The following is a 25,463-nucleotide window of genomic DNA, read 5'->3' as shown; positions in this document are numbered from 1 at the left end:
CACAGAACAGGGCACCGAGCCGGAAATGACTCCACCAGTGAAATGCGTATCGGGTTTTTAGGAGCGCTGTAATGCCTGAGATCTATCATTTTTTCCAACAGCTGGTTAATGGCCTGACCATTGGCAGCACCTATGCCTTGATAGCCATTGGCTACACAATGGTTTACGGCATCATTGGAATGATCAACTTCGCCCATGGCGAGGTGTACATGATTGGTTCCTACGTGGCCTTCATCGCCCTCGCCGGGCTGGCCATGATGGGGATCCACTCCCTGCCGCTGTTGATGACCGCTGCGTTCCTGGCGTCGATCATCGTAACCAGTGCCTATGGCTACAGTATCGAGCGGGTTGCCTATCGTCCCTTGCGTGGCAGCAACCGTTTGATCCCGCTGATTTCCGCCATCGGCATGTCGATTTTCCTGCAGAACACCGTATTGCTGTCCCAGGACTCCAAGGACAAGTCCATTCCCAACCTGATCCCGGGGAGCATCTCCTTCGGCCCGGGTGGCGCACAAGAAGTGCTGATTTCGTACATGCAGATCCTGGTCTTCGTCGTCACCCTGGTGGCCATGCTGGGCCTGACCCTGTTCATCTCCCGCTCCCGTCTGGGGCGCGCCTGCCGGGCTTGCGCCGAAGATATCAAGATGGCCAACCTCCTGGGCATCAACACCAACAACATCATCGCCCTGACCTTCGTCATCGGTGCCGCACTGGCGGCCGTGGCGGCCGTGTTGCTGAGCATGCAATACGGCGTGATCAACCCCAACGCGGGTTTCCTGGTGGGCCTCAAGGCCTTTACCGCAGCGGTATTGGGCGGCATCGGCAGCATTCCGGGCGCGATGCTCGGCGGGCTGGTGCTGGGGGTGGCCGAAGCCTTTGGCGCCGATATCTTCGGTGACCAGTACAAGGACGTCGTGGCGTTCGGCCTGTTGGTTCTGGTGCTGTTGTTCCGTCCGACCGGCATCCTGGGCCGTCCGGAGGTTGAGAAAGTATGAGCAGATATCTTAAATCGGCGTTCTTCAGCGCCTTGCTGGTATGGGCCGTGGCCTTTCCGGTACTCGGCCTCAAGCTGAGCATTGTCGGCATCAACCTGGAAGTGCATGGCACCGGTCCCGTGACCCTGGCGGTCATCGCCCTGTGCTCGGTGCTGATGTTCCTGCGCGTGCTGTTCACCCAGCAGGTCGGTGCCTTGTTCAAAGGTAACCGTGGCCCGTTGGTGTCGCCCAAGGTCAGCCAATTCCTGACTCTGCCGCGCACCCAGCGCTACATTATCATCGGCCTGATTATCGCCGCGCTGATCTGGCCGTTCTTCGGCTCCCGCGGTGCGGTCGACATTGCAACGCTGATCCTGATCTACGTGTTGCTGGGCCTGGGACTGAACATCGTGGTGGGCCTGGCCGGCCTGCTTGACCTTGGTTATGTGGGCTTCTACGCCGTGGGTGCCTATACCTACGCGCTGCTCTCGCACTACCTGGGTTGGAGCTTCTGGATCTGCCTGCCATTGGCCGGTATGGCGGCGGCGACGTTCGGCTTCCTGCTGGGCTTCCCAGTGCTGCGCCTGCGCGGTGACTACCTGGCGATCGTGACCCTGGGCTTTGGTGAAATCATCCGTCTGTTCCTGCGTAACCTCACCGATATCACCGGCGGCCCCAACGGCATCAGCAGCATCCCCAAGCCGACGTTCTTCGGGCTGTCGTTCGACCGTACCGCCGCCGAAGGCATGCAGACCTTCCACGAATACTTCGGGATTGCCTACAACCCGATAAGCAAAGTGGTGTTCCTCTACCTGGTTGCGCTGTTGCTGGCGCTGGCGGCACTGTTCGTGATCAACCGCTTGCTGCGCATGCCCATCGGCCGCGCGTGGGAAGCGTTGCGCGAAGATGAGATCGCCTGTCGTGCCCTTGGCCTGAACCCGACCATCATCAAGCTCTCCGCGTTCACCCTGGGTGCCGCGTTCGCTGGTTTTGCCGGCAGCTTCTTCGCCGCCCGCCAAGGCCTGGTGACCCCCGAGTCGTTCACCTTCATCGAGTCGGCGATCATCCTCGCCATCGTGGTGCTCGGTGGCATGGGCTCGCAACTGGGCGTGATCCTCGCGGCGATCGTGATGATCCTGCTGCCGGAAATGATGCGTGAGTTCAGCGAATACCGCATGTTGATGTTCGGCGCCATGATGGTGCTGATGATGATCTGGCGCCCTCAAGGCCTGCTGCCCATGCAACGTCCACACATGGAGCTGCGCAAATGAGCCGCGAGATCCTGAAAGTCGAAAACTTGAGCATGCGCTTCGGTGGCTTGCTGGCGGTCAACGGCGTAGCCCTGACCGTGAAAGAGAAACAGGTTGTAGCACTGATCGGCCCCAACGGCGCCGGCAAGACCACGGTGTTCAACTGCCTCACCGGCTTCTACAAGCCCAGCGGCGGCAGCATCCTGCTGGACGGCCAGCCGATCCAGGGCCTGGCCGGCCACGAGATCGCCCGCAAGGGCGTGGTGCGCACCTTCCAGAACGTGCGGTTGTTCAAGGACATGACGGCGGTCGAGAACCTGTTGATCGCCCAGCACCGTCACTTGAACACCAACTTCTTCGCAGGCCTGTTCAAGACCCCGGCGTTCCGCAAGAGCGAGCGCGAGGCCATGGAGTACGCGGCGTACTGGCTGGACAAGGTCAACCTGACCGAGTTCGCCAACCGCCCGGCCGGCACCCTGGCCTATGGGCAGCAGCGTCGCCTGGAAATCGCCCGCTGCATGATGACCCGCCCGCGGATCCTCATGCTCGACGAACCTGCCGCCGGCCTGAACCCCAAGGAAACCGAAGACCTCAAGGCGTTGATCAGCGTACTGCGTGAGGAAAACAACGCCACGGTGCTGTTGATCGAACACGACATGAAACTGGTCATGAGCATTTCCGACCACATTGTCGTGATTAACCAGGGCACGCCGCTGGCCGACGGGACGCCGGAGCAGATCCGCGATAATCCTGAAGTAATCAAAGCCTACTTGGGGGAAGCGTAAAATGCTGCAATTCGAAAACGTTTCCACGTTCTACGGCAAGATCCAGGCCCTGCACGATGTCAATGTGGAAGTGCGCCAGGGTGAGATCGTCACCCTGATCGGCGCCAACGGCGCCGGCAAATCGACCCTGCTGATGACCCTGTGCGGTTCGCCCCAGGCCCACGGCGGCAGCATCCGCTATATGGGTGAGGAACTGGTGGGCAAGCACTCCGCCGAAATCATGCGCAAGAGCATCGCCGTAGTACCGGAGGGTCGTCGGGTGTTCTCGCGCCTGACCGTGGAAGAGAACCTGGCCATGGGCGGGTTCTTCACCGACAAGGGCGACTACCAGGAGCAGATGGACAAGGTGCTGCACCTGTTCCCGCGCCTCAAGGAACGCTTCAGCCAGCGCGGCGGCACCATGTCCGGCGGCGAGCAGCAAATGCTCGCCATCGGCCGGGCGCTGATGAGCAAGCCCAAGCTGCTTCTACTGGACGAACCGTCCCTGGGCCTGGCACCGATCATCATCCAGCAGATCTTCGACATCATCGAACAGCTGCGCAAGGACGGTGTAACGGTGTTCCTGGTGGAGCAGAACGCCAACCAGGCGCTGAAAATTGCTGACCGTGCCTATGTGCTGGAAAACGGCCGGGTGGTGATGCAGGGGACTGGCGAGCAACTGCTGACGGACCCGAAGGTGCGGGAGGCGTACCTTGGCGGCTAAGACCGGTAACTGAGTAAACCGGATCTAAATGTGGGAGGGGGCTTGCCCCCGATGGCAGGGTGACAGTCACTGCATCTGGTGACTGAACCACCGCTATCGGGAGCAAGCCCCCTCCCACATTTTTTTGTGTGTACCGAAAGATTCTCGAATTATTTTCGAACTCGTTGTAACGAACTCCCCCCCCCTCTCTCTAGTGGTGCAAGCAGGCAATCAAGCCCGCTCATTCAACCCACTGCTGGAGTTATACCCATGACCACCAAACTGTCCGCCGCCTCCCTCATCCTGGCCCTGGGCTCGGCCCTGAGCCTGTCCGCCCTGAGCACCACCGCCCATGCGGCCGACGACATGCAGAAGTGCTTCGGCGTGGCTGAAGCCGGCAAGAATGACTGCGCCGCGGGTGCTGGCACTTCCTGCGCTGGCACCTCCAAAACCAAAGACCAGGCCAACGCCTGGAAACTGGTGCCCGCCGGCACCTGCACCAAGACCCCAAGCACCACCTCGCCGACCGGCTTCGGCCAGGAAGCCGCCTTCACCGCCAAGTCCTGATCCCCCGCGAAGCCTGAGTACTGATGATGACGCCAACACCCGACTCCATGGTCTCACCGGCTCAGGCACCTGGCCTGCCCTTGCGGACCGGGCTGGGGCTGAAGACCCAGCACTTCACCCACGTGCTAGAGACCTGCCCGGACATCGGTTTTTTCGAAGTACACGCCGAAAACTACATGGTGGCCGGCGGGCCGTTTCATCACTACCTGGGCTTGATCCGCGCGCAGTACCCGCTGTCACTGCACGGCGTGGGCCTGTCCATCGGCGGCGAAGGTCCACTGGACCATGAGCACCTGGCACGCCTGGCCATGCTGATCGAGCGCTATCAACCCCAGTCTTTTTCCGAACACCTGGCATGGTCCAGCCACGGCCCGGTGTTTCTCAATGATTTGCTGCCCCTGGCCTACGACGCCAGCACCCTGAGCCAGGTATGCGACCACGTCGACCAGGTACAAAGCACACTCAAGCGGCCGATGCTGTTGGAGAACCCCTCGACCTACCTGCAGTTCCAGCGCTCCACCCTGGACGAGACCGACTTCATCGGCGAGATCATCCGCCGCACCGGTTGCGGCCTGCTGCTCGACGTCAACAACGTCTATGTCTCCTGTATCAATCACCAGCGCGACCCACTTGCCTATATCGATGCCCTGCCATTGCGCGCAGTCGGTGAGATTCATCTGGCGGGCTTTGCTGAAGACACCGACAGCCTGGGTGACCGCCTGCTGATCGATGATCACGGCGCGCCTATCGATAACGCCGTGTGGCAGTTGTACGAACAGGTGCTGGCACGGACCGGGCCGGTAGCCACGCTGATCGAACGGGATAATCAGGTCCCGGCGTTCAGCGTGCTGCAGGCCGAGGCGCAGCAAGCCCAATGGTATTTGTCGCAGGTAGCCCGATGAGTATTCAACAGGCATTTGCTCAAGCTTTGCTGACGCCCGCCGCAGCCTGTCCCGAGGGTGTGTTCAGCAGCAACGGTGCCGACCCTGCGAGCCGCTTCGCGGTGTATCGCAATAACGTTCACAGCTCGTTGATCAATGGGCTGGCGACCGCTTATCCGGTGGTCGGCGATGAGTTTTTCCGCGCCATGGCCGGCCTGTACGTCCAGGCTTATCCTCCCGCTACCCCGTTGATCAGCGAATACGGCAACTCTTTGGCTGACTTTATCCAAGGGTTTGAGCCGGCTTCGAGCGTGCCTTACCTGGCAGATATAGCGCGATTGGAACGCCTACGGGTTCGCGCCTACCACGCGGCGGATCGCCAGGTGCTGGACCAGCCCGGCGTTCTTCAACAACTGCAAGGCGCAGAGCAACTGGGGCACTTGCGTGTGCAACTGCACCCATCACTCGCCACGCTGAACTCCCCCTACGCAATCGTCGCAGTATGGGCCGCGCACCAGGCCGAGGACGCTATCGACACGTTTAACCCCCGGCATGCCCAGGGCGCGCTGGTCCTGCGCCAAGGGGTGGCGGTCAAAGTGTTCGCCATCGACAGTGGCTCGGTCACCTTTATCAATAGCCTCAAGCATGGCGCGGGGTTAGAGGTGGCCGTTGCCAATGCGCTTGAAAACTCGGACGAATTCGACCTGCACCAATGTCTCACGCTGCTGATCAGCCACGACGCCATCACTCATTTGCATCTGGAACAAAAGGTATCGCCATGAACACGCCCGCTCCCTGCCTGGTAAAACGGGCAGTCGCCCTGTTCGAAAACATCCCCTACAGCCTGATCGCGTTTATTGCGCGCTTTTCCATTGCGGCAGTGTTCTGGAAATCCGGGCAAACCAAAGTCGAAGGCTTTGCCATTGACTTGGTCAGCGGCACATTCCAATGGGGCGAGCCCAAACTTGCTGCGTCGGCGTTGTGGCTGTTTCGCAGCGAGTACCACGTGCCGTTGCTGTCGCCGGAAGTGGCCGCGCATCTGGCAACCTTTGCCGAGCATTTTTTCCCGGTGCTGATCCTGCTGGGGTTGGCTACACGCTTCTCGGCCCTGGGCCTGATCGGCATGACCTTGACCATCCAGTTGTTCGTCTACCCGGATGCCTATCCGACCCACGGCACCTGGATTGCGCTGCTGTTGCTGTTACTCGCCAAGGGACCGGGCAGCCTGTCCATCGACCACTTGATCGCCCGTCGCTTACATTAAAGTCGATCCAACGCCTCGCCGCTGCGCCTGAACCATTCCACCAGGTAATCGGCCAATACCTGGGTGCGCCGCGGCAGGCCACCCTGGTAGGGATGCACCAGGTACATCGGCATGCTGCGCGTCTGATAGTCGCGCAGCAGCCAGCGTAATCGGCCGTCAGCCAGTTCCGTCGGTAACACATAGGATGGCAGGCGTGCGATACCGGCGCCCACCAAGGCGGCTTTTTTCAGCAAGTTGTAGTGGTTAGAGGCAAACGTGCCGCTTACCCGCACCCGCAGCAATTCGTGTTGCTGGTGATACAACCATTCCTCGCGGCCGCTGTAGTGACTGTTGAGCAAACAGATGTGTGTCGCCAGGTCCGCCGGGGTCAGTGGTTCGCCGTGCTGTTCCAGATAGGCCGGGCTGGCGCAGGTCATCTCGCGCCACGCCAGCAGAGGCTTGGCCACCAGGCGTTCATGTTCGATGGCGCCCGAGCGTACGCCCAAGTCAAAACCATCCCGGGCCAAGTCGCGGTAGCTGTTGTTGAGCTCCAGCTCGATCTGTACCTGCGGGTATTGCTTGGAGAATTCCAGCAATAAGCCATCGAAGAAGGTCTCACCCAACGAAACCGGAACGGTCATGCGCACAGGGCCGGTCAAATCATCTTTGAGCCGCGCCAATGCCTGGCGCGCGCGCTCCACCTGCACCACCAGCGCTTGTGCCTGGGGCAGCAACGCCACGCCGGCGGCGGTGAGGCTCAGTTTGCGCGTCGTACGGTGCAGCAGCACCACGGCAAACTGCGCTTCCAACTGGCTGATGCGCTTGGACAGCTGCCCCTTGCTGCAACCCAGTTGCTCGGCGGCCAGGGTAAAGCTGCCAGCTTCGATCAGCACCGCAAAGGCCGCCAGGTCATCCATTTCGCTCATGGATTGTTTCCATTTGAAAACCAAAGGTTGCCTATTAGCGCGTTTATCCACTGAAAAAGCCACACTAGACTCAATGCAAATCCCAACTCCTGTAGGAGCGAGCTTGCTCGCGAAGAACGTCAACGATCACGCGGTAAGCCTGATTGCACGCCGGCGACCTTGAGCTTTTCGCGAGCAAGCTCGCTCCTACAAGTAATTAACCCAGAGGAACAGCACGATGAAAATTCTATTGATTGGTGCCAGCGGCACAGTCGGTTCGGCGGTGAAGGCGCAGCTGAGCCAGCGTCACGAAGTGATCAGCATCGGTCGCACCAGCGGCGATTTCCAGGTGGACATCAGCGACAGCGCTTCGATTCGTAAATTGTTTGAACAAACCGGCAAGTTCGACGCACTGGTCTGCGCAGCGGGCAACGTTAACTTCGTAGCCTTGGGTGAGATGAGCGAAAGCGACTTTGAACTGGGCCTGCGTGACAAACTGATGGGCCAGGTCAACCTACTGCTGATCGGTCGCGAATATGCCAACGACGGCGCTTCGTTCACCTTCACCAGCGGCATCCTGAACCGTGATCCGATTCGCACCGGGGCCTCGGCGGCGTTGGTCAACGGTGCACTGGATGCGTTCGTCAAAGCGGCCGCCATTGAATTGCCACGCGGCTTGCGCATCAACTCGGTGAGCCCGACGGTGCTGTTGGAGGCCATGGGCAGCTATGCACCGTATTTCCGTGGCTACAAGCCAGCCCCAGCTGCCGATGTGGCACTGGCTTATGCAAAAAGCGTCGAGGGCCTACAAACCGGTCAGACCTTTATCGTAGGCTGAATTTGATATCTGTCAGAAACACCTGAAGCTGGCAAGCGGGCTTGTGATGCGGCGCCAGCCTGCGTAACGTGGCGGCACTTGTTTGGAGACCCAATATGCGTGCCGCCCGTACCCTCGCCCTGTGTGCCTTGCTTCCCCTGTTCGCCGCTTGCCAGCTGTTCGAAAGCGAGCCGGCCAAGCCATCTACCGTCGGGCTGACCCGTATGCAGGGTGAATTGACCGCGGTGGACGGCAAGCTGTTGTTCCAGCCGTGCGGCGACCAGCGTAACTACGTGGTCAAGGATACCGGCGGCACCAGCATCCTGCAGGAAGCGGCCTCCCTGGCCGGCCAGCAAGGCGCACTGTTTGCCGACCTGCGCGGCAAGTTTTCCGGGGTTGCCACCGGCACCCAGGGCGAAGTGGAGCTGCAACAGCTGTACCGCGTCGAACGCTCGACCTCCGCCTGTACCGACCCGGACTTCAAGCGCATGATCCTGCGCGCCAACGGCCACAAACCGGCCTGGGCGATGAACGTCACGGCCAAGGGGATGGTGCTGGAACGTGAGGGCCAACCGCCGCTGGCAGTGCCGTACGTTGAAGAACAGCTGGGCGACGGCCGCTTCAACCTGATGACCGAAGCCAATAACCAACACATCGAACTGTGGGTGGCGCCCCAGCGCTGCGTCGACAGCGTGAGCGGCAGCCTGCAGCACATGAGCGCCGAGTTGCGGGTTAACGGCCAGGTGCAGCGTGGTTGCGCGGCGTTTGGCGGCTCGCGGGACGACTGATTCGACCCTGCGCTGTTTTAACCTGACGGAAAGTCGCCATTGGGGCTTATAATCGCCGGTTTGCAAAACAGCCGGCCTTCTCGCCCGCCGCCTACCGGATCCTGTCATGTTACGAATCACTGAACTCAAGCTGCCCATCGACCATCCCGAAGAAGACCTGCGGCCAGCCATCGTGCAGCGCCTGGGCATCGCCAGTGATGACCTGCTCGATTTCACCCTGTTCAAACGCAGCTACGACGCCCGTAAAAAATCGTCGGAGCTGTGCTTCATCTACACCATCGACTTGAACGTGAAGGGCGAAGCCGCCCTGTTGCTCAAGTTTGCCGACGACCGTAACGTCAACCCGGCCCCCGACGTCAGCTACAAGGTGGTGGGCCAGGCGCCGGCAGATTTGGTCGAGCGGCCGATCGTGGTGGGGTTTGGGCCCTGCGGGATCTTCGCCGGGCTGCTGCTGGCACAGATGGGCTTCAAGCCGATTATCCTCGAGCGCGGCAAGGAAGTGCGTCAACGTACCAAGGACACCTGGGGCCTGTGGCGTAAAAGCGTGCTCAACCCCGAGTCCAACGTGCAATTCGGTGAAGGCGGCGCCGGCACCTTCTCCGACGGCAAGCTGTACAGCCAGATCAAGGACCCGAAATTCCACGGCCGCAAGGTGCTGCACGAGTTCGTCAAGGCCGGCGCGCCGGAAGAGATCCTCTACGTCAGCAAGCCCCATATCGGCACCTTCCGCCTGACCGGCGTGGTGGAAAACATGCGCGAGCAGATCATCGCCCTCGGCGGTGAAGTGCGCTTCGAGCAACGCGTCACCGACGTATTGATCGAAGAGGGGCAGTTGAACGGCGTGGTCGTCGACGGCGGCGAGCAGATTCTCTCCAGGCATGTGATTCTTGCCCTGGGCCACAGCGCCCGCGACACCTTCCGCATGCTCCATGGCCGCGGCGTTTACATGGAGGCCAAGCCGTTCTCGGTGGGTTTCCGTATCGAGCACCCGCAGTCGCTGATCGACGCCGCACGCCTGGGCAAGTACGCCGGCCACCCGAAACTGGGCGCGGCCGACTACAAGCTGGTGCACCATGCCAAGAACGGTCGTTCGGTCTATAGCTTCTGCATGTGCCCGGGCGGCACGGTGGTGGCCGCGACCTCGGAACCCAATCGCGTCGTGACCAACGGCATGAGCCAATACTCGCGTAACGAGCGCAACGCCAACTCCGGCATCGTGGTCGGTATCACGCCCGAGGTGGATTACCCAGGTGGCCCGCTGGCCGGCATCGAGTTGCAGGAGCGCCTGGAGTCCCACGCCTACGTCCTCGGCGGCAGCAACTACGAGGCACCGGCGCAGTTGGTGGGCGACTTTATCGCCGGCAAACCATCCACTGCCCTCGGCAGTGTAGAACCGTCCTACAAGCCCGGCGTTTCATTGGGCGACCTGGCCCTGGCCTTGCCGGACTTCGCCATCGAGGCCATCCGCGAAGCCTTGCCGGCGTTCGAGAAACAGATCAAAGGTTATTCGCTGCACGATGCAGTGCTGACGGGGATCGAGACCCGCACCTCGTCACCACTGCGCATTACTCGCGATGAGTCGATGCAGAGCCTGAACGTAAAAGGCCTGTTTCCGGCCGGGGAAGGCGCGGGTTATGCCGGCGGGATCCTGTCGGCGGGGGTTGACGGGATTCGGATTGCCGAGGCGTTGGCGCGGGATATGCTCGGCATAGAGGCCTGAGCACACCGCAATATAAAATGTGGGAGGGGGCTTGCTCCCGATAGCAGTGGTTCAGTCACAGTATTTTTGACTGACACACCGTAATCGGGAGCAAGCCCCCTCCCACATTTTGATTTGCGGTGGGTCAGATATTGGCGCGCAGGATAGTGTTGGGCAACGGTTCACCGCGCTCGACACTCGCCGCCACCGCCGCAATCAACCCTTCCAGCTCATACCCCTGCCCCGCCAACCACGCCTGATCGTAATAGGTCGTGGCATAACGCTCGCCGCCATCACACAAGATCGCCACGATCGACCCCGACGCCCCGGCCGCTTTCATCTGTTGCGCCGCTATCAAGGCGCCGATCAGGTTGGTCCCGCTGGAACCGCCGACCCGTCGTCCCAAACGCCCAGCCAAGTAATGCATGGCCGCCAATGACAAGGCGTCCGGCACCTTGACCATCGCATCAATCACCGCAGGCAGAAACGACGCTTCCACTCGCGGCCGACCAATCCCTTCGATCCGTGAGCCACAGTCCAGGCGCAGGTTGGCGTCGCCGCTCTGGTAGAAGTCGAAGAACACCGAACGTTCGGCATCGGCACACAGCACGCGGGTGCAATGCTGGCGATAACGCACATAACGACCCAGCGTGGCGGTGGTACCGCCGGTGCCGGGGCTGGAAATCAACCAGTTGGGCTCCGGGTGCTGTTCAAAACGCATCTGCTGGAAGATCGACTCGGCGATGTTGTTGTTCGCACGCCAGTCGGTAGCACGTTCGGCGTAGGTGAACTGGTCCATGAAGTGACCACCACTTTCCTGGGCCAGGCGTTCGGATTCGGCATAGATCTGCGTCGGGTCCTGGACCAGATGGCTCTTGCCGCCGTAGAAGGCGATCTGGGCGATTTTCTCCTGGGAGGTGGTGGCCGGCATGACGGCAATGAACGGCAACCCCAACAGGCGAGCGAAGTAAGCTTCAGAGATGGCCGTAGAACCGCTGGACGCTTCGATCACCGGGGCGCCCGGCTTGAGCCAGCCATTGCACAGCGCGTACAAAAACAGCGAGCGGGCCAGCCGGTGTTTCAGGCTGCCTGTGGGGTGGCTGGACTCGTCCTTGAAGTACAACTCGATGCCGGGCAACCCGGGCAGCGGCAATGGAATCAGATGGGTATCGGCGCTCCGCTGGAAGTCCGCTTCAATGATGCGAATGGCTTCGCGGGCCCAGGTACGGTGGTCGCTCATGATGAGTTCTCTAAAGGTTTTCAGTCTCGATCTTAGGATGTTTCCTTCACTCCACACAGATACAGTAACGACTCAATTGGACACACAATTGCTAGTCTTTGGCGCGTCGACAACCCGGCCAGTTTTTTATAACAAATAAGAATATAACTTTTGTTTTAACAACTAACAGTACGGGTTAGGGTACCCACCTATTGAACCTGGAATGGAGAGCATCCCTTGCCTCTGCGTAGCACTTTTACCCGTTTCTTCCAGCTGGAAGCCGCCAGTGGCCTGTTGCTGATCGCCGCTGCCGCCTTGGCGCTGATCATTAACAACTCGCCGCTGTCGCATCTGTACAACGCCTTCCTCGAGACCCCGGTGGTCACACAGGTGGGGGCGCTGACCATCGCCAAGCCGGCGCTGCTGTGGATCAACGACGGCCTGATGGCCCTGTTCTTCCTGTTGATCGGCCTGGAGGTCAAGCGCGAACTCCTCGACGGCCACCTGTCCAAGCCCTCCCAAGTGGTACTGCCCGGCGCAGCAGCCATCGGCGGCATGGTGGTGCCGGCACTGATCTACTGGGCGCTGAACAAGGACAACCCCGCCGCCCTCGCCGGCTGGGCGATCCCCATGGCCACGGATATTGCGTTCGCCCTGGGTGTCCTGGCCCTGCTGGGCAAGCGCGTACCGGTGTCGCTGAAGCTGTTCCTGATGACCCTGGCAATTATTGACGACCTCGGTGCCATCATCGTCATTGCGTTGTTCTATTCCGCCGACTTGTCCGGCGCATCCCTGGCTGGCGCGGGTGCTTGCCTGATTGCCTTGATTACGATGAACCGCCTGGGCGTGATCAAGCTTGGGCCCTACCTGATCATCGGCCTGATCCTGTGGGTGTGTGTACTCAAGAGCGGTGTGCATGCCACGCTGGCCGGGGTGACCCTGGCGTTCTGCATTCCACTGCGCACCAAAAATGCCGAAACCTCACCGCTGCTGACCCTGGAACACGCCCTGCACCCGTGGGTGGCCTACGCCATCCTGCCGCTCTTCGCATTCGCCAATGCTGGCGTCTCCCTCAGCGGCGTCAGCCTGGACAGCTTCACCCACCACGTGCCCATGGGCATCGCCGCCGGCCTGTTGATCGGCAAGACAGTCGGTGTGTTCGGCCTGACCTGGATGGCGATCAAGACCGGCATTGCCTCGCTGCCGAGCGGCGCCAACTGGGGCCAGGTGCTTGGCGTGGCGATCCTGTGCGGAATCGGCTTCACCATGAGCCTGTTTGTCGGCTCCCTCGCATTTGTGCCGGGCGCCAGTGAGTTTGCCGGTGAGGACCGCATGGGGATTCTGACCGGGTCGATCCTGGCAGCCTTTATCGGGTACGCGGTGACGGCAATGGCGAGTCGCAAGAAAGCCTGACCCTCTGGGAAAACAACATAAAAAAACCCCAACCGGTCACCCGGCTGGGGTTTTTCTTTGCCTGCTCGCTAGCGCTTAGCGGGTAACGCGGCTGGTACCGTCAACGGTCATGATGCGTACGCGGTCGCCGATGCGGAAGATTTCATTTTCCTGCACGGCTTGTACGTAGGCACGCATGCTGCCGTCGTCTTCGCGAACGGTGATTTCCACACCCTGGGTACGGGTCAGGCCTTCTTCTGTGGCCGAGCCCAACAGGCCACCAGCGACCGCGCCGATCACCGCGGTGACGATGCTGCCACGGCCGCCACCGATGGCGCTGCCGCCAACGCCGCCGATGACTGCGCCTGCGGCGCCGCCGATTGGGGTCTTGGTGCCTTCGATTTTCACCGGACGCAGGGATTCGATGGTGCCCATGCGCACGGTCTGTACACGACGCGCCTCATCGCGAGAGTACGAGTCGCCGGTCAGACTCGAGGCGCAGCCACCCAGGAGCAACGACAGGGTGGTAAAGCAGGCAACTAGTAAAACGGACTTACGCATAGCATCAACTCCAAAGGACAGGTATTCATTAAACGCTCTGGCTTGGCGCCTGTCACGGCAAGCCAGGCAAAAAATTGTTTTCATTCAGCCTGAGTACAGACTGCAAGCACCAGAAAACTCGACGAACGGTAACCAAGGTTATGGCACCGAACGATGCCGACCTGTTTGATCAGTGTAGCCGCGCAGCCGAAAGCACCGAGGTCTCTTGATCAGGGACTCCAGCGCAATAGCTTTGATTCAGGCGGGATGACGAAAGGTGAGGCTCAGGGCGCCAGGCGCTCGCGGGACCATTGAGCCCCTTGCAGACGATAGTTGAGGCGGTCATGCAGGCGGCTGGCGCGGCCTTGCCAGAACTCGATGCGCTCGGGCAGCAAACGGTACCCACCCCAATGCTCAGGGCAGTCGGGCTGGGTATCACTGAAACGCTGTTCCGTGGCCTTGAGCAGTTCCTGCAGTTCCTCGCGGTCACGAATGACCTGGCTCTGTGGAGAAGCCCAAGCCCCCAGGCGGCTGCCCAAAGGACGTACCTGGTAATAGGCGTCCGACTCTTCAGGGGTGACCTTGACCACGCGCCCTTCAATGCGCACCTGGCGTTCCAGGGTCGGCCAGAAGAAGGTCATGGCCGCAAACGGCCGCGCCGCGAGTTGCTCACCCTTGGCGCTCTGATAGTTGGTGAAGAAGGTAAAGCCCTGTGCATCCAGGCCCTTGAGCAACAGGATACGACAGTGCGGGCGACCGTCCTGGTCGACCGTCGCCAGGGTCATGGCATTGGCCTCCACCGGTGGCTGTTCGGTTTTCACCGCGTCGCCAAACCATTGGTGGAACAATGCAAACGGTTCGTCCGGGGCCTGGGCCTCGCTCAAACCGTCCCGTGTGTAGTCACGGCGCATATCGGCCAGTGCCTGGGTCATGCGGCTTTATCCTCGTGGTTCAACGGCTCAGTTCTTCGCCTGGTCGTTCGAAGCGGGTGCAGCAGCCTTGGCTTTGGCCGCAGCGGGTTTCTTCGCTGCCGGTTTGGCTGCGGCCTTTTTAGCCGCGGGCTTGGCAGCAGCTTTCTTGGCCGGGGCCTTTTTGGCTGGCGCTTTTGCCTTGGCCGCGGGTGCCGGGGCTGGAACATCTTGCACGGCAACCATTTCAGCAACAGGCGGGGTCTTGCCCGAGTTGTACTTGCTCAGCAGTGCCAACATCGTTGTACGCTGAGTGAACATGATTTCCATGCGACGATTCAGCGCACGGCCCTGATTGCTGTCGTTGGCGGCACGCGGCATAAGGTCGCCCATGCCACGCAGCATCAGGCGATCCTGCTTCAAACCACTGAGGCTGAAAATCGACGCAATCGACTGCGCACGTTCCTTGCTCAACGCCTGGCTAGCCGGCGCGCTGCCAGTGGCGTCGACGTGGCCCAGGACCAGTACGGCAGTCTTGGGATCAGCCTCGACAGCCTTGGCTACACGGGTGAACGGGCCCAGGGTCACCGGCAGCAACATCGCCGGGCGCTTCGGGTTGTAGGAACCGTCGACAGGGGCAATCACTACCAGCACGTTGTCGCGACGCTCAAGTTGCAGGGTACTGCCCTTGATGGCCTCACGCAGGCGTGGTTCGTAGTCATCCAGCCAGGCTTGGGTGATTTTCGGGTCAGGCATCTGCACGTTGGTCACGTCGACCTTGGCCAAGGGCTTTGGCTTGCTTTCGAACGGCCACCACCAGTGAGGCCCGGTGTCGGTCTTGGCGACCACAGGCGCCGCGTCCGACGTCGGGGTGGCGGCCTTGAGGTCGGCTTTCAGGTCAGCCTTGGCATCGGCGGCCTTTTCTTCGGCACTCTTGGTGGAGAACGGCCACCAACTGTAGCCGGTGTCAGCCTTGGCAGCTGGAGCGGGTGCAGCAGCAGCAGCGACGGGCTCAACAGGCTTGGCGCCCGCGGCAGGCTTGGCATCGGGCTTGGCGTCGGTTTGGGACACTGCGTCCTTGGTCGCAGTCTTGTCCGATCCGAATGACCACCAATGCCCACCTTCGGCATCATTTTGGGGAGTTTGTGCGCAACCCGTAATAGTGAGGCACAGCGCCAGTGCCAAGGACTTGTTCGATAACATGAGATATCCACAAAATGAGAAAAAACCAGGGGGGTCTCGTGACCCGTTAAACCGACGCTTAAGAACATTCAAGTTACAACGTGTCGTTCAGCATCTTTCTTATACTTGCCTTTGTAACAAAAAATTGTGAAACAGCAAGGGGTTTATAGACAACCGGCCAATATTCCGACCAACTTCTGTGCACGCGGGTCCATAAGTACGTAAGGGCCCAGGGTATTAGTCACAAAACCGAATGCGACATCATGTTCAGGGTCGGCAAACCCAACTGAGCCGCCTGCCCCGGGATGCCCGAATGCGCGTGGCCCCAGGCCGAACGTGGCATTGGACAACTGCGGTTGATCCAACATGCAGCCCAGGCCGAAACGGGTTTGGGTCAATAAGGTTTTATCCAGCCCGATACTGTGTTCACGGGTCAATTGTTCGAGCATGTCGCTTTCCAGCAAACTACCGTCCAACAATCCGCTATAAAACCCGGCCAGGCTGCGTGCATTACCGTGACCATTAGCCGCGGGCTGCTGCATGCGTCGCCATTCAGGCTTGTTAGTGCTGGTCAGAATAGACGGTGGATTGGCAAATGCACGTGTGGTCATTGCCGCAGGTTCGCGCATCATTACTTGAAGTAATCGTTGTGCCGCTTCATCGCCCATATTGCCTTTACTGCGAGCTACGTGGGCAACACGATAAAACTCTTCATCCGCCAGACCCACATGAAAATCCAGCCCCAAGGGCCGTGCGACCCGCGCCACGATAGACTCCCCCGGCCCGCGCCCATCGGCACGGCGGAGCAATTCGCCGACCAGCCAACCATAGGTAATCGCCTCATAGCCATGCCCCTCGCCCGGTGTCCACCAGGGAGCCTCGGCCGCCAGGGTATCGACCATCAATTGCCAGTCGTAGAGGGCTTCGGTGGGCAGCATTTCGCGGATGGCCGGCAGCCCGGCCTGGTGACAGAGCAACTGGCGCAGCGTAATCGCTTCCTTGCCCGCCGCGGCAAATTCCGGCCAGTAATCGGCCACAGGCGCATCGAGCTTGAGCTTACCTTCGGCCACCAGCTGCAGGGCGGTAACGGCCGTGAAGGTCTTGGTGCAAGAGAACAGGTTAACAATAGTGTCGCTGTGCCAGGCTTCGGCCCCGTCCTTGTCGGCAGTACCGGCCCACAGGTCGACGACGGTTTGCCCGCCGATCTGGATGCACAACCCGGCACCACGCTCCTGGGGGTCATCGAACAGCGCGGCGAAGGCTTCGCGTACCGCTTCGAACTGGAGCTCGTAATGACCCTGAATCTGCACCTAAGCCGCCTTGAAAATACTGTAGGAAATGGTCGACATTGTTCCAGTCATTGTCGGTTTTGTGAACCCGTCAACGATGAATCAATGGCCATTTCCAGAGTGCCCACCGGCCTGCCCGGCGCCCTGCCCGGCCCCTTTGCCCGCTTGGGCTGATCGGCCACCTTCGTGCTCACGCACGGCACCGGCCGCCTTGGCTTTTTCGGCCGCCTTGCCCAATTGGTCAACTGCCGCAAGATTGCTTTTACGTACGCTGTCGACGAAGCCCTGGAACGGCACATCGGTGATACCGACAAGGCCGAAGTGGCCGTTTTCGCCATCCAGCAGACGCCCGGTCACCGGCTGGTCGAGGTACTGGAACCAGTGCACGCCGACAATCGACGGCTCGGCCATAGCCTGCTTGAGAAAAGCGCTGTAAGCGGCGCCGCGGTCTTCTTCACGGGCCAGTTGCGTCACGCCGCCCCAGAACGGGCCACGGTCGGCAGAGCCAAAGTTGAATTCGGTGATCAGTACCGGTTTGTCCAATGCCCGCAGGGCGGCAAAGTCATAACCGTCCTGGGGCTTGAGGGTGTACATGTTGAAGCTCAACACGTCGCAATACTGTGCGCACGACGCCACCGCTTCCGGGGTGCTCACTGCAAAACGGCCGCCCAGCAACAGCTGGTTGGGCGCATGCCACTTCAGCGAGTCAGAGAGGGTCTTGAAGTAGGCATCGGCAAACGTCTTCTGGAAATACTTGAAGTCGGCTTCGATCTCCGGGTGCTCCGGGTTGGGCATCGGTGGCTCGAAGCCTGGGTCTTCCATCAGCTCCCAGCCCGCCAAATGAATGCCCCAGGCTTTGGACAGGCCTTCTTCGTTGCGGTATTTGTCGCGCAGTTGCTTGAGGAAGGCGCGCTTGGCCGGCACATCGGTGGTCATGCGCAAGGTGCCGTAGGCCAGGGCGTAGCGGGACTTTGGATCGTCGCCTGGGCCGGCCCAGGCCAGCTCGTTGTCGGCAAAGAAGCCGATCAACCATGGGTCATCGCGGTGATCGCGCGCGGCGATGGCCACGGCGCGTTCGGTGGCCATCGCAAAGCGTGGGTCGAACGGGTCGGGCATGCCGCCCCACCAGTCGGTGCCGGTGCTGATGCTGGCATAGTCACCCACAATCGACAGCGGCAAGGTGTATGGCACGCGGTCGGCCGTGGCCAAGTCCGCGTCGCTCCAGTTGCCTACGGTGTTGAAACCCCAGGCTTGCAGGCGGTCGAGGGTATGGGTGACCCAGCGCTTCTGGTCCAGACCTTCACCGCCATAAGTGCGCTGCAGGTTGGCTGCATAGAAATCGTACCAGCGGCCCGAGCCAAAGCCACGTCCTTCGCCGGCACCGTTGCCGGTGCGGTTGTCGCCACTGCCGTAATACTTGTCGAAAGGTTCGCCGGCCTTGGGCAGCGCCGCGAACATCCATTCACGCCCCGCCACGTAGGTCTGGCTGTTGTCCGGTGCCACGGTGTTGATGCCCAGGGAATAGAACGGATGACCGTCGGGGGTCACCAGATACCAGCGACCATCGCGCTTCTCGGTGCGGAAAAAGCCGCTGGCGTCGAATGCCGGGCCTTTGTTCCAGCCGCCATATGGGTCCAGGGAGGATTTGTCCCGCTCGGCCAGCCAGGTCTTGAGCTGCTGCTGTTCCTTGGCGGCCAAAGCCTTGAGCTGGTCATCGCTGCTGACCTTTTCCGGCCAGCGCGCACGGGTCGACTGACCATAGGCGTCGACCAATTCGCTATAGGCGGCCTTCAACACCGGCTCGCTGTCCTGCACGCCGAAGCGCTCCAGCAAAATGCTTTGGGCGGCGTTGGGCTTGATCATCGACAGGGTCACCGAGACCACTTGGCTGCGGTCGATTTCCCCGGCGCTTGCGGCCAGCAACACCCGTTGGCCGTCCACGGTGACAGGCATCGGCGGGCCGGCCTTCATGCCCTGGCTCAGCGGCGAGTTGGCTTGCAGCGGCACCAGCAGGGTCTGGGCCGGTCCGGCCGGCAGGTCGACGCGGCTGACCAGGGTCTTGCCGTCGGCGCTCTGCACCTTGATGTAGAGGGTCAGCGCCCAGTTCATGGCGCTTTGGATACGCAGGCTCATGGCGCTGGATTGCGACCAGTCCCAAGCGCCGGTTTGCGGACTGAGCACCAGGCTCGGCTCGGCCGCCGGGTTGAAGGTGATGCGGCGCAGCACCTCGCCTTCGGGCGTTTGTTCGGCGTTGTATTGCGGCAGGCTGGCGTCCTGGGTCGCCACTTTGACCACATCGGCAGGCCTGACGAAGTTGAACAGCGTTTGTTGCCCCGCTGGCGCGGCCATCAACGGCGCAGCGAACAGCAAGGCAAACAGGGCGGGCAGCGTGCGAATCATACGAACAAGGTTCTCCCAGACGGCCGATGAATGGCCTGATGATAGTGATGAAATAGACCACGAAGTGGGCGAATTCGCCCACGGTGGCTTAAGAAATTTCGCGCCTGAACGGCGGCAACGCATTGAGGATAGCCTTGCCGTAGCGCTGGGTGACCAGGCGGCGGTCGAGCAAGGTGATGGTGCCCCGGTCTTCCTCGGTACGCAGCAAGCGACCGCAGGCCTGCACCAGCTTCAGTGAAGCATCCGGCACCGAGATTTCCATGAACGGGTTGCCGCCCCGGGCTTCGATCCATTCGGCCAACGCGGCCTCAACCGGATCATCGGGCACCGAGAACGGGATCTTGGCGATTACCACGTGTTCGCAGTAGGCCCCGGGCAAGTCCACGCCTTCGGCAAAGCTGGCCAGGCCGAACAATACGCTGGAATCACCGCCGTCGACCCGGGCCTTGTGCTTGTTCAGGGTTTCCTGCTTGGACAGGTTGCCCTGGATAAACACCTGCTTGCGCCAGTCGCGATCAAGGCCATCGAACACGTCCTGCATCTGTTTGCGCGACGAGAACAGCACCAGGGTGCCGCGAGAGCCTTCCACCAACGATGGCAGGTCACGAATGATCGCCGCCGTATGCGCCGCTGCATCCCGAGGATCGGCCTTGAGGTCCGGCACCCGCAGCACCCCGGCGTCGGCATGATGGAACGGGCTCGGCACCACGGCGGTAACAGCCTTTTTCGGCAGGCCGGCGCGCATGCGGAAGCGGTCGAAGGTGCCCAGGGCAGTCAGCGTGGCCGAGGTCACCAGGCAGCCGTAGGCCACGTTCCACAGGTTGCGGCGCAGCATTTCGGCGGCAAGGATCGGGCTGGCGTTGACCTCGATATCAAACAGCGCACCGCTTTCCGACAGGGTCAGCCAACGGGCCATCGGCGGGTTGTCTTCGGGGTCTTCGACGGTGAAGGCGGTCCACAGCTCCCAGTTGCCCTGTGAGCGGGACAGCAGACTGCCGAACAACGGGTACCATTCTTCGGCCTGGTTGCTGGCGATGCCGATATTGACCTCGCCATCCATGCCTTCCTTGAGCAAGTCGGTCAGGCGGGTGAACAGGTCGGTCAGGCGTGAAAAGCCCTTCTTCAACTCGATGCCCATTTCGCGCATGTGCTCGGGAATCATCCCACCGACAAAGCGATGGCGCGGGCGCTCACGGCCCTCGACGTCTTCACCGGGCTTGAAGTCTGCGACCTGTTCGCAGGCGCTGAACATGAACTGCTGCTGGGTCTTGATCTCGCGCGCCAGTTCCGGCACCTGCTCGATCAGCTTGCCAAGGTCACCGGGCAGCGGATGCTGGGCCAGCAACTTGGTAAGGTTCTTGGCGGTGGTTTCCAGCCAGTCGGCGGTGGAACGCAGGCGTGTGTAATGGGCGAAGTGGCCGATGGCCTTGTCCGGCAGGTGGTGACCTTCGTCGAATACGTAAAGGGTGTCGCGCGGATCGGGCAGCACGGCGCCGCCGCCCAGGGCCAGGTCGGCCAGCACCATGTCGTGGTTGGTGACGATGACGTCAACCTTGCCCATGCCTTCGCGGGCCTTGTAGAAAGCGCACTGGCCGAAGTTGGGGCAATGGCGGTTGGTGCACTGGCTGTGATCGGTAGTCAGGCGCGCCCAATCGGCATCTTCCAGGGCGGTGGGCCAGCTGTCGCGGTCGCCGTCCCATTTATTCCCGGCCAGTTTCTCGATCATGCTGGTAAACAGCTTCTGGCTGGTTTCATCGACCTCGATCTTGAAACCTTCTTCCTCGAACAGCGAAGCGGTCGCGGTTTGCGCGTGGCCTTCCTGCAGCAGGACGTCGAGCTTGGACAGGCACATGTAACGGCCACGGCCCTTGGCCAGGGCGAAGGTAAAGCTCAAGCCGCTGTTGCGCATCAGGTCGGGCAGGTCTTTGTAGACAATCTGCTCTTGCAGGGCAACGGTGGCCGTGGCGATCACCAGGCGCTTGCCCGCGGCCTTGGCGGTAGGGATCGCAGCCAGGCTGTAGGCCACGGTCTTGCCCGTACCGGTGCCGGCCTCGACGGCCACGACCGCGGGATCACCCTCGCGGCGACCTTCGTCGTCGGTATCGATATCCCCGAGGACTTTTGCCACTTCGGCGATCATCAGGCGTTGGCCGTAGCGCGGTTTCAAGCTCTTGGCTTCGAGAAAACGCGAATAGGCGCCCTGGATCGTGGTTTTGAGTTCAGTGCTGATCATGGATAGTCGGGCGCAAAAAACGCTGGATAAATTTTCAGTGGTTCGGATCGGCCGCTATCATACCCCGCTAATTAATCCCGCGCAGAACGGAGTACCACAATGACCGCGTTTAGCTTCGCTTACACCCTGCATGTACTGGCTGCCCTGATCTGGGTCGGCGGTATGTTTTTCGCCTGGATGATCCTGCGCCCCGCCGCCATGGCGGCCCTTGAGGGCCCTGCCCGGCTCAAGCTGTGGGCGAATGTGTTTCAACGTTTTTTCGTATGGGTATGGGTGACAGTGCTGGTTTTGCCGATCAGTGGCATAGGCCTTTTGCACCTGCGCTTCAACGGATTTGAGACAGCACCGCGCTATGTGCAGGTGATGATGGGTTTGTATCTGGTGATGACGGCGCTGTTTATCCGCATCCAGGCGTTGAAACTCCCGGAGCTGCGCAAGGCAGTAGCAGCCGAAGATTGGCCGGCGGGCGCGGCTGCGCTGGGGCAGATTCGCAAATTGGTGGGGATTAATTTGATCGTGGGGTTGGCGGTGGTGGCGATCGCTTCGGCTCGGCCGATGTTCTGAGGCGCGCTTATATCGCTATCGGGGCGTAGGTATCTACACAACTCACGATGCGAAGCGAGCCGCTCTTGATCTTGATCTGCTTTTGATCTTAGGCGCCCCGTTAAACCACGCTGGCCGGAATTCGACAGGGATTTGGGGGGTAAACCGGCAGGGATGCCGGTTTAGCCGCCCCGCGCCATGGATGGCGCGTGGCGGCGGCCCCCCAAATCCATGGCGGATTACGGGCACACCGAGCCTGGGCGAGGTGCCGAGTGGTGGGGCAAGAGCGTTTGGGTTACTTTTGCCTGGGCCGGCATTCCGGCTTTTCAAAAGTGACCCGCTGTAAGAGCGGAACCAATAGTGGCCGTTACCCAAATAACGGATATGTACTCGGTCTGATTCCAACATTCTGGTCGGCTGTCAGGCCGCCATCGGGAGCAAGCCCCCTCCCACAGGTTCAGCGGCGTAACCAAAGTTATGTAGATACCCATGCCCCGATAGCGTCAGACCAGGCGACTCAAAGCCGCTGAATAGTCACAGACCCCGCAGGCCCAGCCGGCCCCGGCTGCCCTTCCAACCCGGCCCGGCCCTTGTCGCCGCCATCAGCACGGTACACCAGGCACCCCTTCGACTGCCCCCCCTTCCCGGGTTTGCCCGCTATACCGGCCAAACCGCCGGCGCCACCATCAACCCAGACCTTGATCTTGTCGCCGGGAAAGTCTTGCGGCAGCTCCAACCGCACACTCGCCCCCGAAGCACCCGGCAGACCGTCGCCGCCGTTATCACCGTTGGCCCCGCGCCCAGCCGAACCCCAGGTACATCCCGGGTCCTCGCCGTTGGCACCATCGAGCCCCGCATACCCTTGGGCACCGGCACCGCCGCGGGCGTCCACGGACAATTCTTCAGCACTAAGGTCGTTGATCCGCAAGATCAGGTCACGCCCGGCCTTGGCCGGTTTTTCATGGGTGCCGGGGGCCCCGCGTGAAGTGATCTGGCTACCGTGCTCCAGTTGCGCCTGGCGCACTTGCATTTGCAACGCAGTATTGCCGGGGACAATGGCGATGCGTGCGTCGCGCCCCAGGTGCAGCTCATCCACCGTGACCTGGCTGATGGTGGACGGAATCAGCAAAGTGCCGTAGTCCGCCACCTCCAGGCGCTCCAGTTGCAGCACGCTGGTGCTGCTGGGCAGGCGCATCAACGAGTTGGTTTCGACACTGACGCTCTGGGCCAGGGCAACGGGGCTGACCAACAGGGCCAACAGAAAAACCTTACGCATCATGGGGCTCCTGAGTGTTTTCAAATTTTTCTTTGAGCGCACAGTAACGACTTCTACCGGCGATTTGCCAGTGAAGGATCAAAAAACTTACGCAGGTACGGTACAGGCCCTCTTGCCCTTGACCGCAATGTCCTAGGCTCCCACGTCCAGCCGCGCTAGTCTCTACGGTCCTGATGTGAGGATCTGCAATGACCGCTGGCATTTCTACCCGTACACCCCAGCAAGCCCTGGCTGCCCTGCTCGACCTGCACCAACCCAAACGCCTGCTGTTAGTGGGCACCAGCCAGTTTCCGGCGCTGGAGGCATTTAAAACGGCGCACCCCGATGTGCACGTCAGTGTCGCGGCACCTGGGCCACTGCCGGCTGAACTGGCTACGCAGCGTTTCGATCTGGCACTGGTAGTCGATTGCCTTGAACACTTGCCCAAGCCCCAAGGTCTGACGCTTCTGGGCGGCATTAGAAACCTCAATGCCAGCCGGATCGCGGTTCTGGTCGACCTGGGCGCCTGCGACTGGAAGGAAACCGATTTCTTCTCCCTGGCGCTGCAAGCCGGCGAACGCTTCCAGCGTGATGAGCAGGTCCTGACGCTGTTTACCTATGATCTGCTTGACTATAAACAGGTGCCGGACTGGCTCAACGCCCGCTTCTGGGCCAACCCGGAAAACTTCGGAAAGTATTGGTGGTAACCCGATGAGTACATCCATTTGCCCGTGCGGCAGCGGCAATCTGCTGGATGCCTGCTGCGGCCACTATCACGCCGGCCACCCGGCGCCCTGCGCGAGCGCGTTGATGCGCTCGCGCTACAGCGCCTACGTGCTGGGCCTGGTCGATTACCTGGTAGCCACTACCCTGCCCGCGCAACAAGCCGGGCTGGATCGCGAAGCCATTGCCGCCTGGAGTGCCCAGAGCACCTGGTTGGGCCTTGAGGTGGAAAGCTCAGAAGTGTTCGGCGGCCAGCCGGAACACGCCTTCGTCACCTTTACCGCGCGCTGGCATGACAGCAGCGGCGAACACAGCCACCGTGAGCAATCATCTTTCGTACAGCATGATGGGCGCTGGTACTTCATCGATCCTACAGTGGACGTGACGCTCGGACGTAATGATGTATGTTTGTGTGGCAGCGGTCAGAAATTCAAGAAGTGTTGCTCCAGCTACCTCTAATCACTTGAAAGGGATAACGCCATGCTTCGGATGTACAGCTTGATGCTGGCGTTGACCCTGGGCCTCACCGGCTGCGCGTCCTGGTTCGAAGACGATTCGCCCCCGCCCCACGTGTCGCTGGTCAAGGTCGAAGTGGTGCGGGCCAAGCTGCTGGAGCAGAAATTCAAGCTGTACTTTCGCGTGGACAACCGCGACGACGCCGACCTGACGGTGCGTGGACTGGTCTATAAGATCAGCCTGGGCAACCTGCTGCTGACCGAGGGCGAGTCCAACGAATGGCTGACCGTACCGCCGCGCAGTCATAAGTTCTTCCGGGTTTCGGTACGCACCAACCTCTGGCCTCAGGTACGTGACGTGGTGCAGATGCTGAAAAATTCCGACACGCCTGTGCCTTATCGCCTGGAAGGCGAGTTGAAAACCGGATTATTCATCGGTAATGACGTGCAGGTCGCGCACAATGGCGAGATAATCCCCGGCGATTTTATTCCGGAGCAACATCGATGACTCAACAACCCCATGTCCATGGTCCTGACTGCAACCACGAGCATGAGCACCATGATCACGACCACGGCCATGTCCATGGCCCGAACTGCGGCCACGCTCACCAGGAGCCCGTGCGCAATGCCTTGAAGGATGTGGGTCGCAACGATCCTTGCCCGTGCGGCAGTGCGAAGAAATTCAAAAAGTGCCATGGTGCGTAAGCCACACTGAAGACCAAAATGTGGGAGG

At 60.9% G+C, this 25,463-nt stretch carries 26 protein-coding genes; 17 read left to right on the top strand and 9 right to left on the bottom strand.

Going from position 1 to position 25,463, the window contains the following annotated elements; all coding sequences use genetic code 11:
* The first annotated feature begins 71 nt into the window (after window positions 1-71).
* The 8 genes from livH (at window position 72) to KVH01_RS02910 (ending at window position 6,403) form a co-directional block, all read left to right on the top strand.
* Complete coding sequence (gene livH / locus KVH01_RS02945) at window positions 72-995, top strand: high-affinity branched-chain amino acid ABC transporter permease LivH (protein ID WP_003193535.1); 924 nt, start codon at window positions 72-74, stop codon at window positions 993-995.
* Window positions 992-2,245 carry a high-affinity branched-chain amino acid ABC transporter permease LivM gene (locus KVH01_RS02940; protein ID WP_043049982.1) on the top strand — a complete coding sequence of 418 codons (1,254 nt, stop codon included), beginning with the start codon at window positions 992-994 and terminating at the stop codon, window positions 2,243-2,245. The genes livH and KVH01_RS02940 overlap by 4 nt, the downstream gene beginning before the upstream one ends.
* Window positions 2,242-3,009, top strand: a complete 768-nt coding sequence (gene livG / locus KVH01_RS02935) for a high-affinity branched-chain amino acid ABC transporter ATP-binding protein LivG (protein ID WP_005785832.1) — start codon at window positions 2,242-2,244, stop codon at window positions 3,007-3,009. The genes KVH01_RS02940 and livG overlap by 4 nt, the downstream gene beginning before the upstream one ends.
* Window position 3,010: 1 nt before the next feature.
* A complete protein-coding gene (locus tag KVH01_RS02930) occupies window positions 3,011-3,712 on the top strand; it encodes an ABC transporter ATP-binding protein (RefSeq protein WP_046071335.1) in 702 nt (233 codons plus the stop codon).
* A 249-nt stretch (window positions 3,713-3,961) separates the two neighbouring features.
* Window positions 3,962-4,258, top strand: a complete 297-nt coding sequence (locus KVH01_RS02925) for a BufA1 family periplasmic bufferin-type metallophore (protein ID WP_043049981.1) — start codon at window positions 3,962-3,964, stop codon at window positions 4,256-4,258.
* A 23-nt stretch (window positions 4,259-4,281) separates the two neighbouring features.
* On the top strand, window positions 4,282-5,160 hold the full coding sequence (gene bufB / locus KVH01_RS02920) for an MNIO family bufferin maturase (RefSeq protein ID WP_217880391.1): 879 nt from the start codon (window positions 4,282-4,284) through the stop codon (window positions 5,158-5,160).
* A complete protein-coding gene (locus KVH01_RS02915) occupies window positions 5,157-5,921 on the top strand; it encodes an HvfC/BufC N-terminal domain-containing protein (protein ID WP_217880390.1) in 765 nt (254 codons plus the stop codon). The genes bufB and KVH01_RS02915 overlap by 4 nt, the downstream gene beginning before the upstream one ends.
* A complete protein-coding gene (locus tag KVH01_RS02910) occupies window positions 5,918-6,403 on the top strand; it encodes a DoxX family protein (RefSeq protein WP_217880389.1) in 486 nt (161 codons plus the stop codon). The genes KVH01_RS02915 and KVH01_RS02910 overlap by 4 nt, the downstream gene beginning before the upstream one ends.
* Here the strand turns inward: KVH01_RS02910 and KVH01_RS02905 are convergent.
* Window positions 6,400-7,308: a LysR family transcriptional regulator gene (locus KVH01_RS02905; protein WP_217880388.1), complete on the bottom strand. Its 909-nt coding sequence runs from the start codon at window positions 7,306-7,308 to the stop codon at window positions 6,400-6,402. The genes KVH01_RS02910 and KVH01_RS02905 overlap by 4 nt on opposite strands.
* A gap of 217 nt (window positions 7,309-7,525) precedes the next feature.
* Here KVH01_RS02905 and KVH01_RS02900 point away from each other — a divergent pair, with 217 nt between their 5' ends.
* From KVH01_RS02900 to KVH01_RS02890, 3 genes are all read left to right on the top strand, one after another.
* Complete coding sequence (locus KVH01_RS02900) at window positions 7,526-8,125, top strand: short chain dehydrogenase (protein ID WP_043049976.1); 600 nt, start codon at window positions 7,526-7,528, stop codon at window positions 8,123-8,125.
* Window positions 8,126-8,220: 95 nt separating this feature from the next.
* Window positions 8,221-8,892 carry a COG3650 family protein gene (locus tag KVH01_RS02895; protein WP_056847414.1) on the top strand — a complete coding sequence of 224 codons (672 nt, stop codon included), beginning with the start codon at window positions 8,221-8,223 and terminating at the stop codon, window positions 8,890-8,892.
* A 106-nt stretch (window positions 8,893-8,998) separates the two neighbouring features.
* Window positions 8,999-10,612: an NAD(P)/FAD-dependent oxidoreductase gene (locus KVH01_RS02890; RefSeq protein WP_217880387.1), complete on the top strand. Its 1,614-nt coding sequence runs from the start codon at window positions 8,999-9,001 to the stop codon at window positions 10,610-10,612.
* A 124-nt stretch (window positions 10,613-10,736) separates the two neighbouring features.
* On the opposite strand, the gene KVH01_RS02885 is transcribed toward KVH01_RS02890, so the two are convergent.
* Window positions 10,737-11,834: a PLP-dependent cysteine synthase family protein gene (locus KVH01_RS02885; RefSeq protein ID WP_217880605.1), complete on the bottom strand. Its 1,098-nt coding sequence runs from the start codon at window positions 11,832-11,834 to the stop codon at window positions 10,737-10,739.
* 213 nt (window positions 11,835-12,047) lie between these two features.
* Here KVH01_RS02885 and nhaA point away from each other — a divergent pair, with 213 nt between their 5' ends.
* On the top strand, window positions 12,048-13,223 hold the full coding sequence (gene nhaA, locus KVH01_RS02880; protein ID WP_217880386.1) for a Na+/H+ antiporter NhaA: 1,176 nt from the start codon (window positions 12,048-12,050) through the stop codon (window positions 13,221-13,223).
* Window positions 13,224-13,298: 75 nt separating this feature from the next.
* Here the strand turns inward: nhaA and KVH01_RS02875 are convergent, their stop codons facing one another.
* The 6 genes from KVH01_RS02875 to dinG form a co-directional block, all read right to left on the bottom strand.
* Window positions 13,299-13,763: an outer membrane lipoprotein gene (locus KVH01_RS02875; RefSeq protein WP_003189251.1), complete on the bottom strand. Its 465-nt coding sequence runs from the start codon at window positions 13,761-13,763 to the stop codon at window positions 13,299-13,301.
* Window positions 13,764-14,026: 263 nt separating this feature from the next.
* A complete protein-coding gene (pdxH, locus tag KVH01_RS02870; RefSeq protein ID WP_043051583.1) occupies window positions 14,027-14,674 on the bottom strand; it encodes a pyridoxamine 5'-phosphate oxidase in 648 nt (215 codons plus the stop codon).
* Between the two features lie 27 nt (window positions 14,675-14,701).
* On the bottom strand, window positions 14,702-15,853 hold the full coding sequence (locus KVH01_RS02865) for an OmpA family protein (RefSeq protein ID WP_217880385.1): 1,152 nt from the start codon (window positions 15,851-15,853) through the stop codon (window positions 14,702-14,704).
* Window positions 15,854-15,996: 143 nt separating this feature from the next.
* Window positions 15,997-17,142, bottom strand: coding sequence for a serine hydrolase domain-containing protein (locus KVH01_RS02860; RefSeq protein ID WP_217880384.1), 1,146 nt, complete (start codon window positions 17,140-17,142; stop codon window positions 15,997-15,999).
* An 81-nt stretch (window positions 17,143-17,223) separates the two neighbouring features.
* Complete coding sequence (locus tag KVH01_RS02855; protein WP_217880383.1) at window positions 17,224-19,521, bottom strand: beta-galactosidase; 2,298 nt, start codon at window positions 19,519-19,521, stop codon at window positions 17,224-17,226.
* Between the two features lie 88 nt (window positions 19,522-19,609).
* Window positions 19,610-21,754, bottom strand: coding sequence for an ATP-dependent DNA helicase DinG (dinG, locus tag KVH01_RS02850; RefSeq protein ID WP_217880382.1), 2,145 nt, complete (start codon window positions 21,752-21,754; stop codon window positions 19,610-19,612).
* A 99-nt stretch (window positions 21,755-21,853) separates the two neighbouring features.
* Here dinG and KVH01_RS02845 point away from each other — a divergent pair, with 99 nt between their 5' ends.
* The gene (locus KVH01_RS02845) at window positions 21,854-22,318 is read left to right on the top strand and encodes a CopD family protein (protein WP_217880381.1); all 465 of its coding nucleotides are present in this window, start codon (window positions 21,854-21,856) and stop codon (window positions 22,316-22,318) included.
* A 496-nt stretch (window positions 22,319-22,814) separates the two neighbouring features.
* Here the strand turns inward: KVH01_RS02845 and KVH01_RS02840 are convergent, their stop codons facing one another.
* A complete protein-coding gene (locus tag KVH01_RS02840) occupies window positions 22,815-23,573 on the bottom strand; it encodes a hypothetical protein (RefSeq protein ID WP_043049653.1) in 759 nt (252 codons plus the stop codon).
* 188 nt (window positions 23,574-23,761) lie between these two features.
* Here KVH01_RS02840 and KVH01_RS02835 point away from each other — a divergent pair, with 188 nt between their 5' ends.
* Genes KVH01_RS02835 through KVH01_RS02820 form a run of 4 tightly spaced genes read left to right on the top strand, consistent with a single transcriptional unit; the run spans window position 23,762 to window position 25,435 of the window.
* Window positions 23,762-24,259 carry a DUF6231 family protein gene (locus KVH01_RS02835; protein ID WP_124411693.1) on the top strand — a complete coding sequence of 166 codons (498 nt, stop codon included), beginning with the start codon at window positions 23,762-23,764 and terminating at the stop codon, window positions 24,257-24,259.
* Between the two features lie 4 nt (window positions 24,260-24,263).
* Window positions 24,264-24,734 carry a YchJ family protein gene (locus KVH01_RS02830; RefSeq protein WP_217880380.1) on the top strand — a complete coding sequence of 157 codons (471 nt, stop codon included), beginning with the start codon at window positions 24,264-24,266 and terminating at the stop codon, window positions 24,732-24,734.
* Between the two features lie 21 nt (window positions 24,735-24,755).
* Entirely contained in the window at window positions 24,756-25,238 is a 483-nt protein-coding gene (locus KVH01_RS02825; protein WP_124399640.1) for an LEA type 2 family protein, read from the top strand.
* A complete protein-coding gene (locus KVH01_RS02820) occupies window positions 25,235-25,435 on the top strand; it encodes an SEC-C metal-binding domain-containing protein (RefSeq protein ID WP_043049649.1) in 201 nt (66 codons plus the stop codon). Before KVH01_RS02825 ends, KVH01_RS02820 begins: the two co-directional genes overlap by 4 nt.
* Window positions 25,436-25,463: the final 28 nt, after the last annotated feature.

Origin of the sequence: Pseudomonas khavaziana (assembly GCF_019145205.1) — a bacterium.
Lineage (GTDB): Bacteria > Pseudomonadota > Gammaproteobacteria > Pseudomonadales > Pseudomonadaceae > Aquipseudomonas > Aquipseudomonas khavaziana.
The sequence above is the reverse complement of the archived record's forward strand: the minus strand, read 5'-3'. Positions and strand labels throughout refer to the sequence as shown.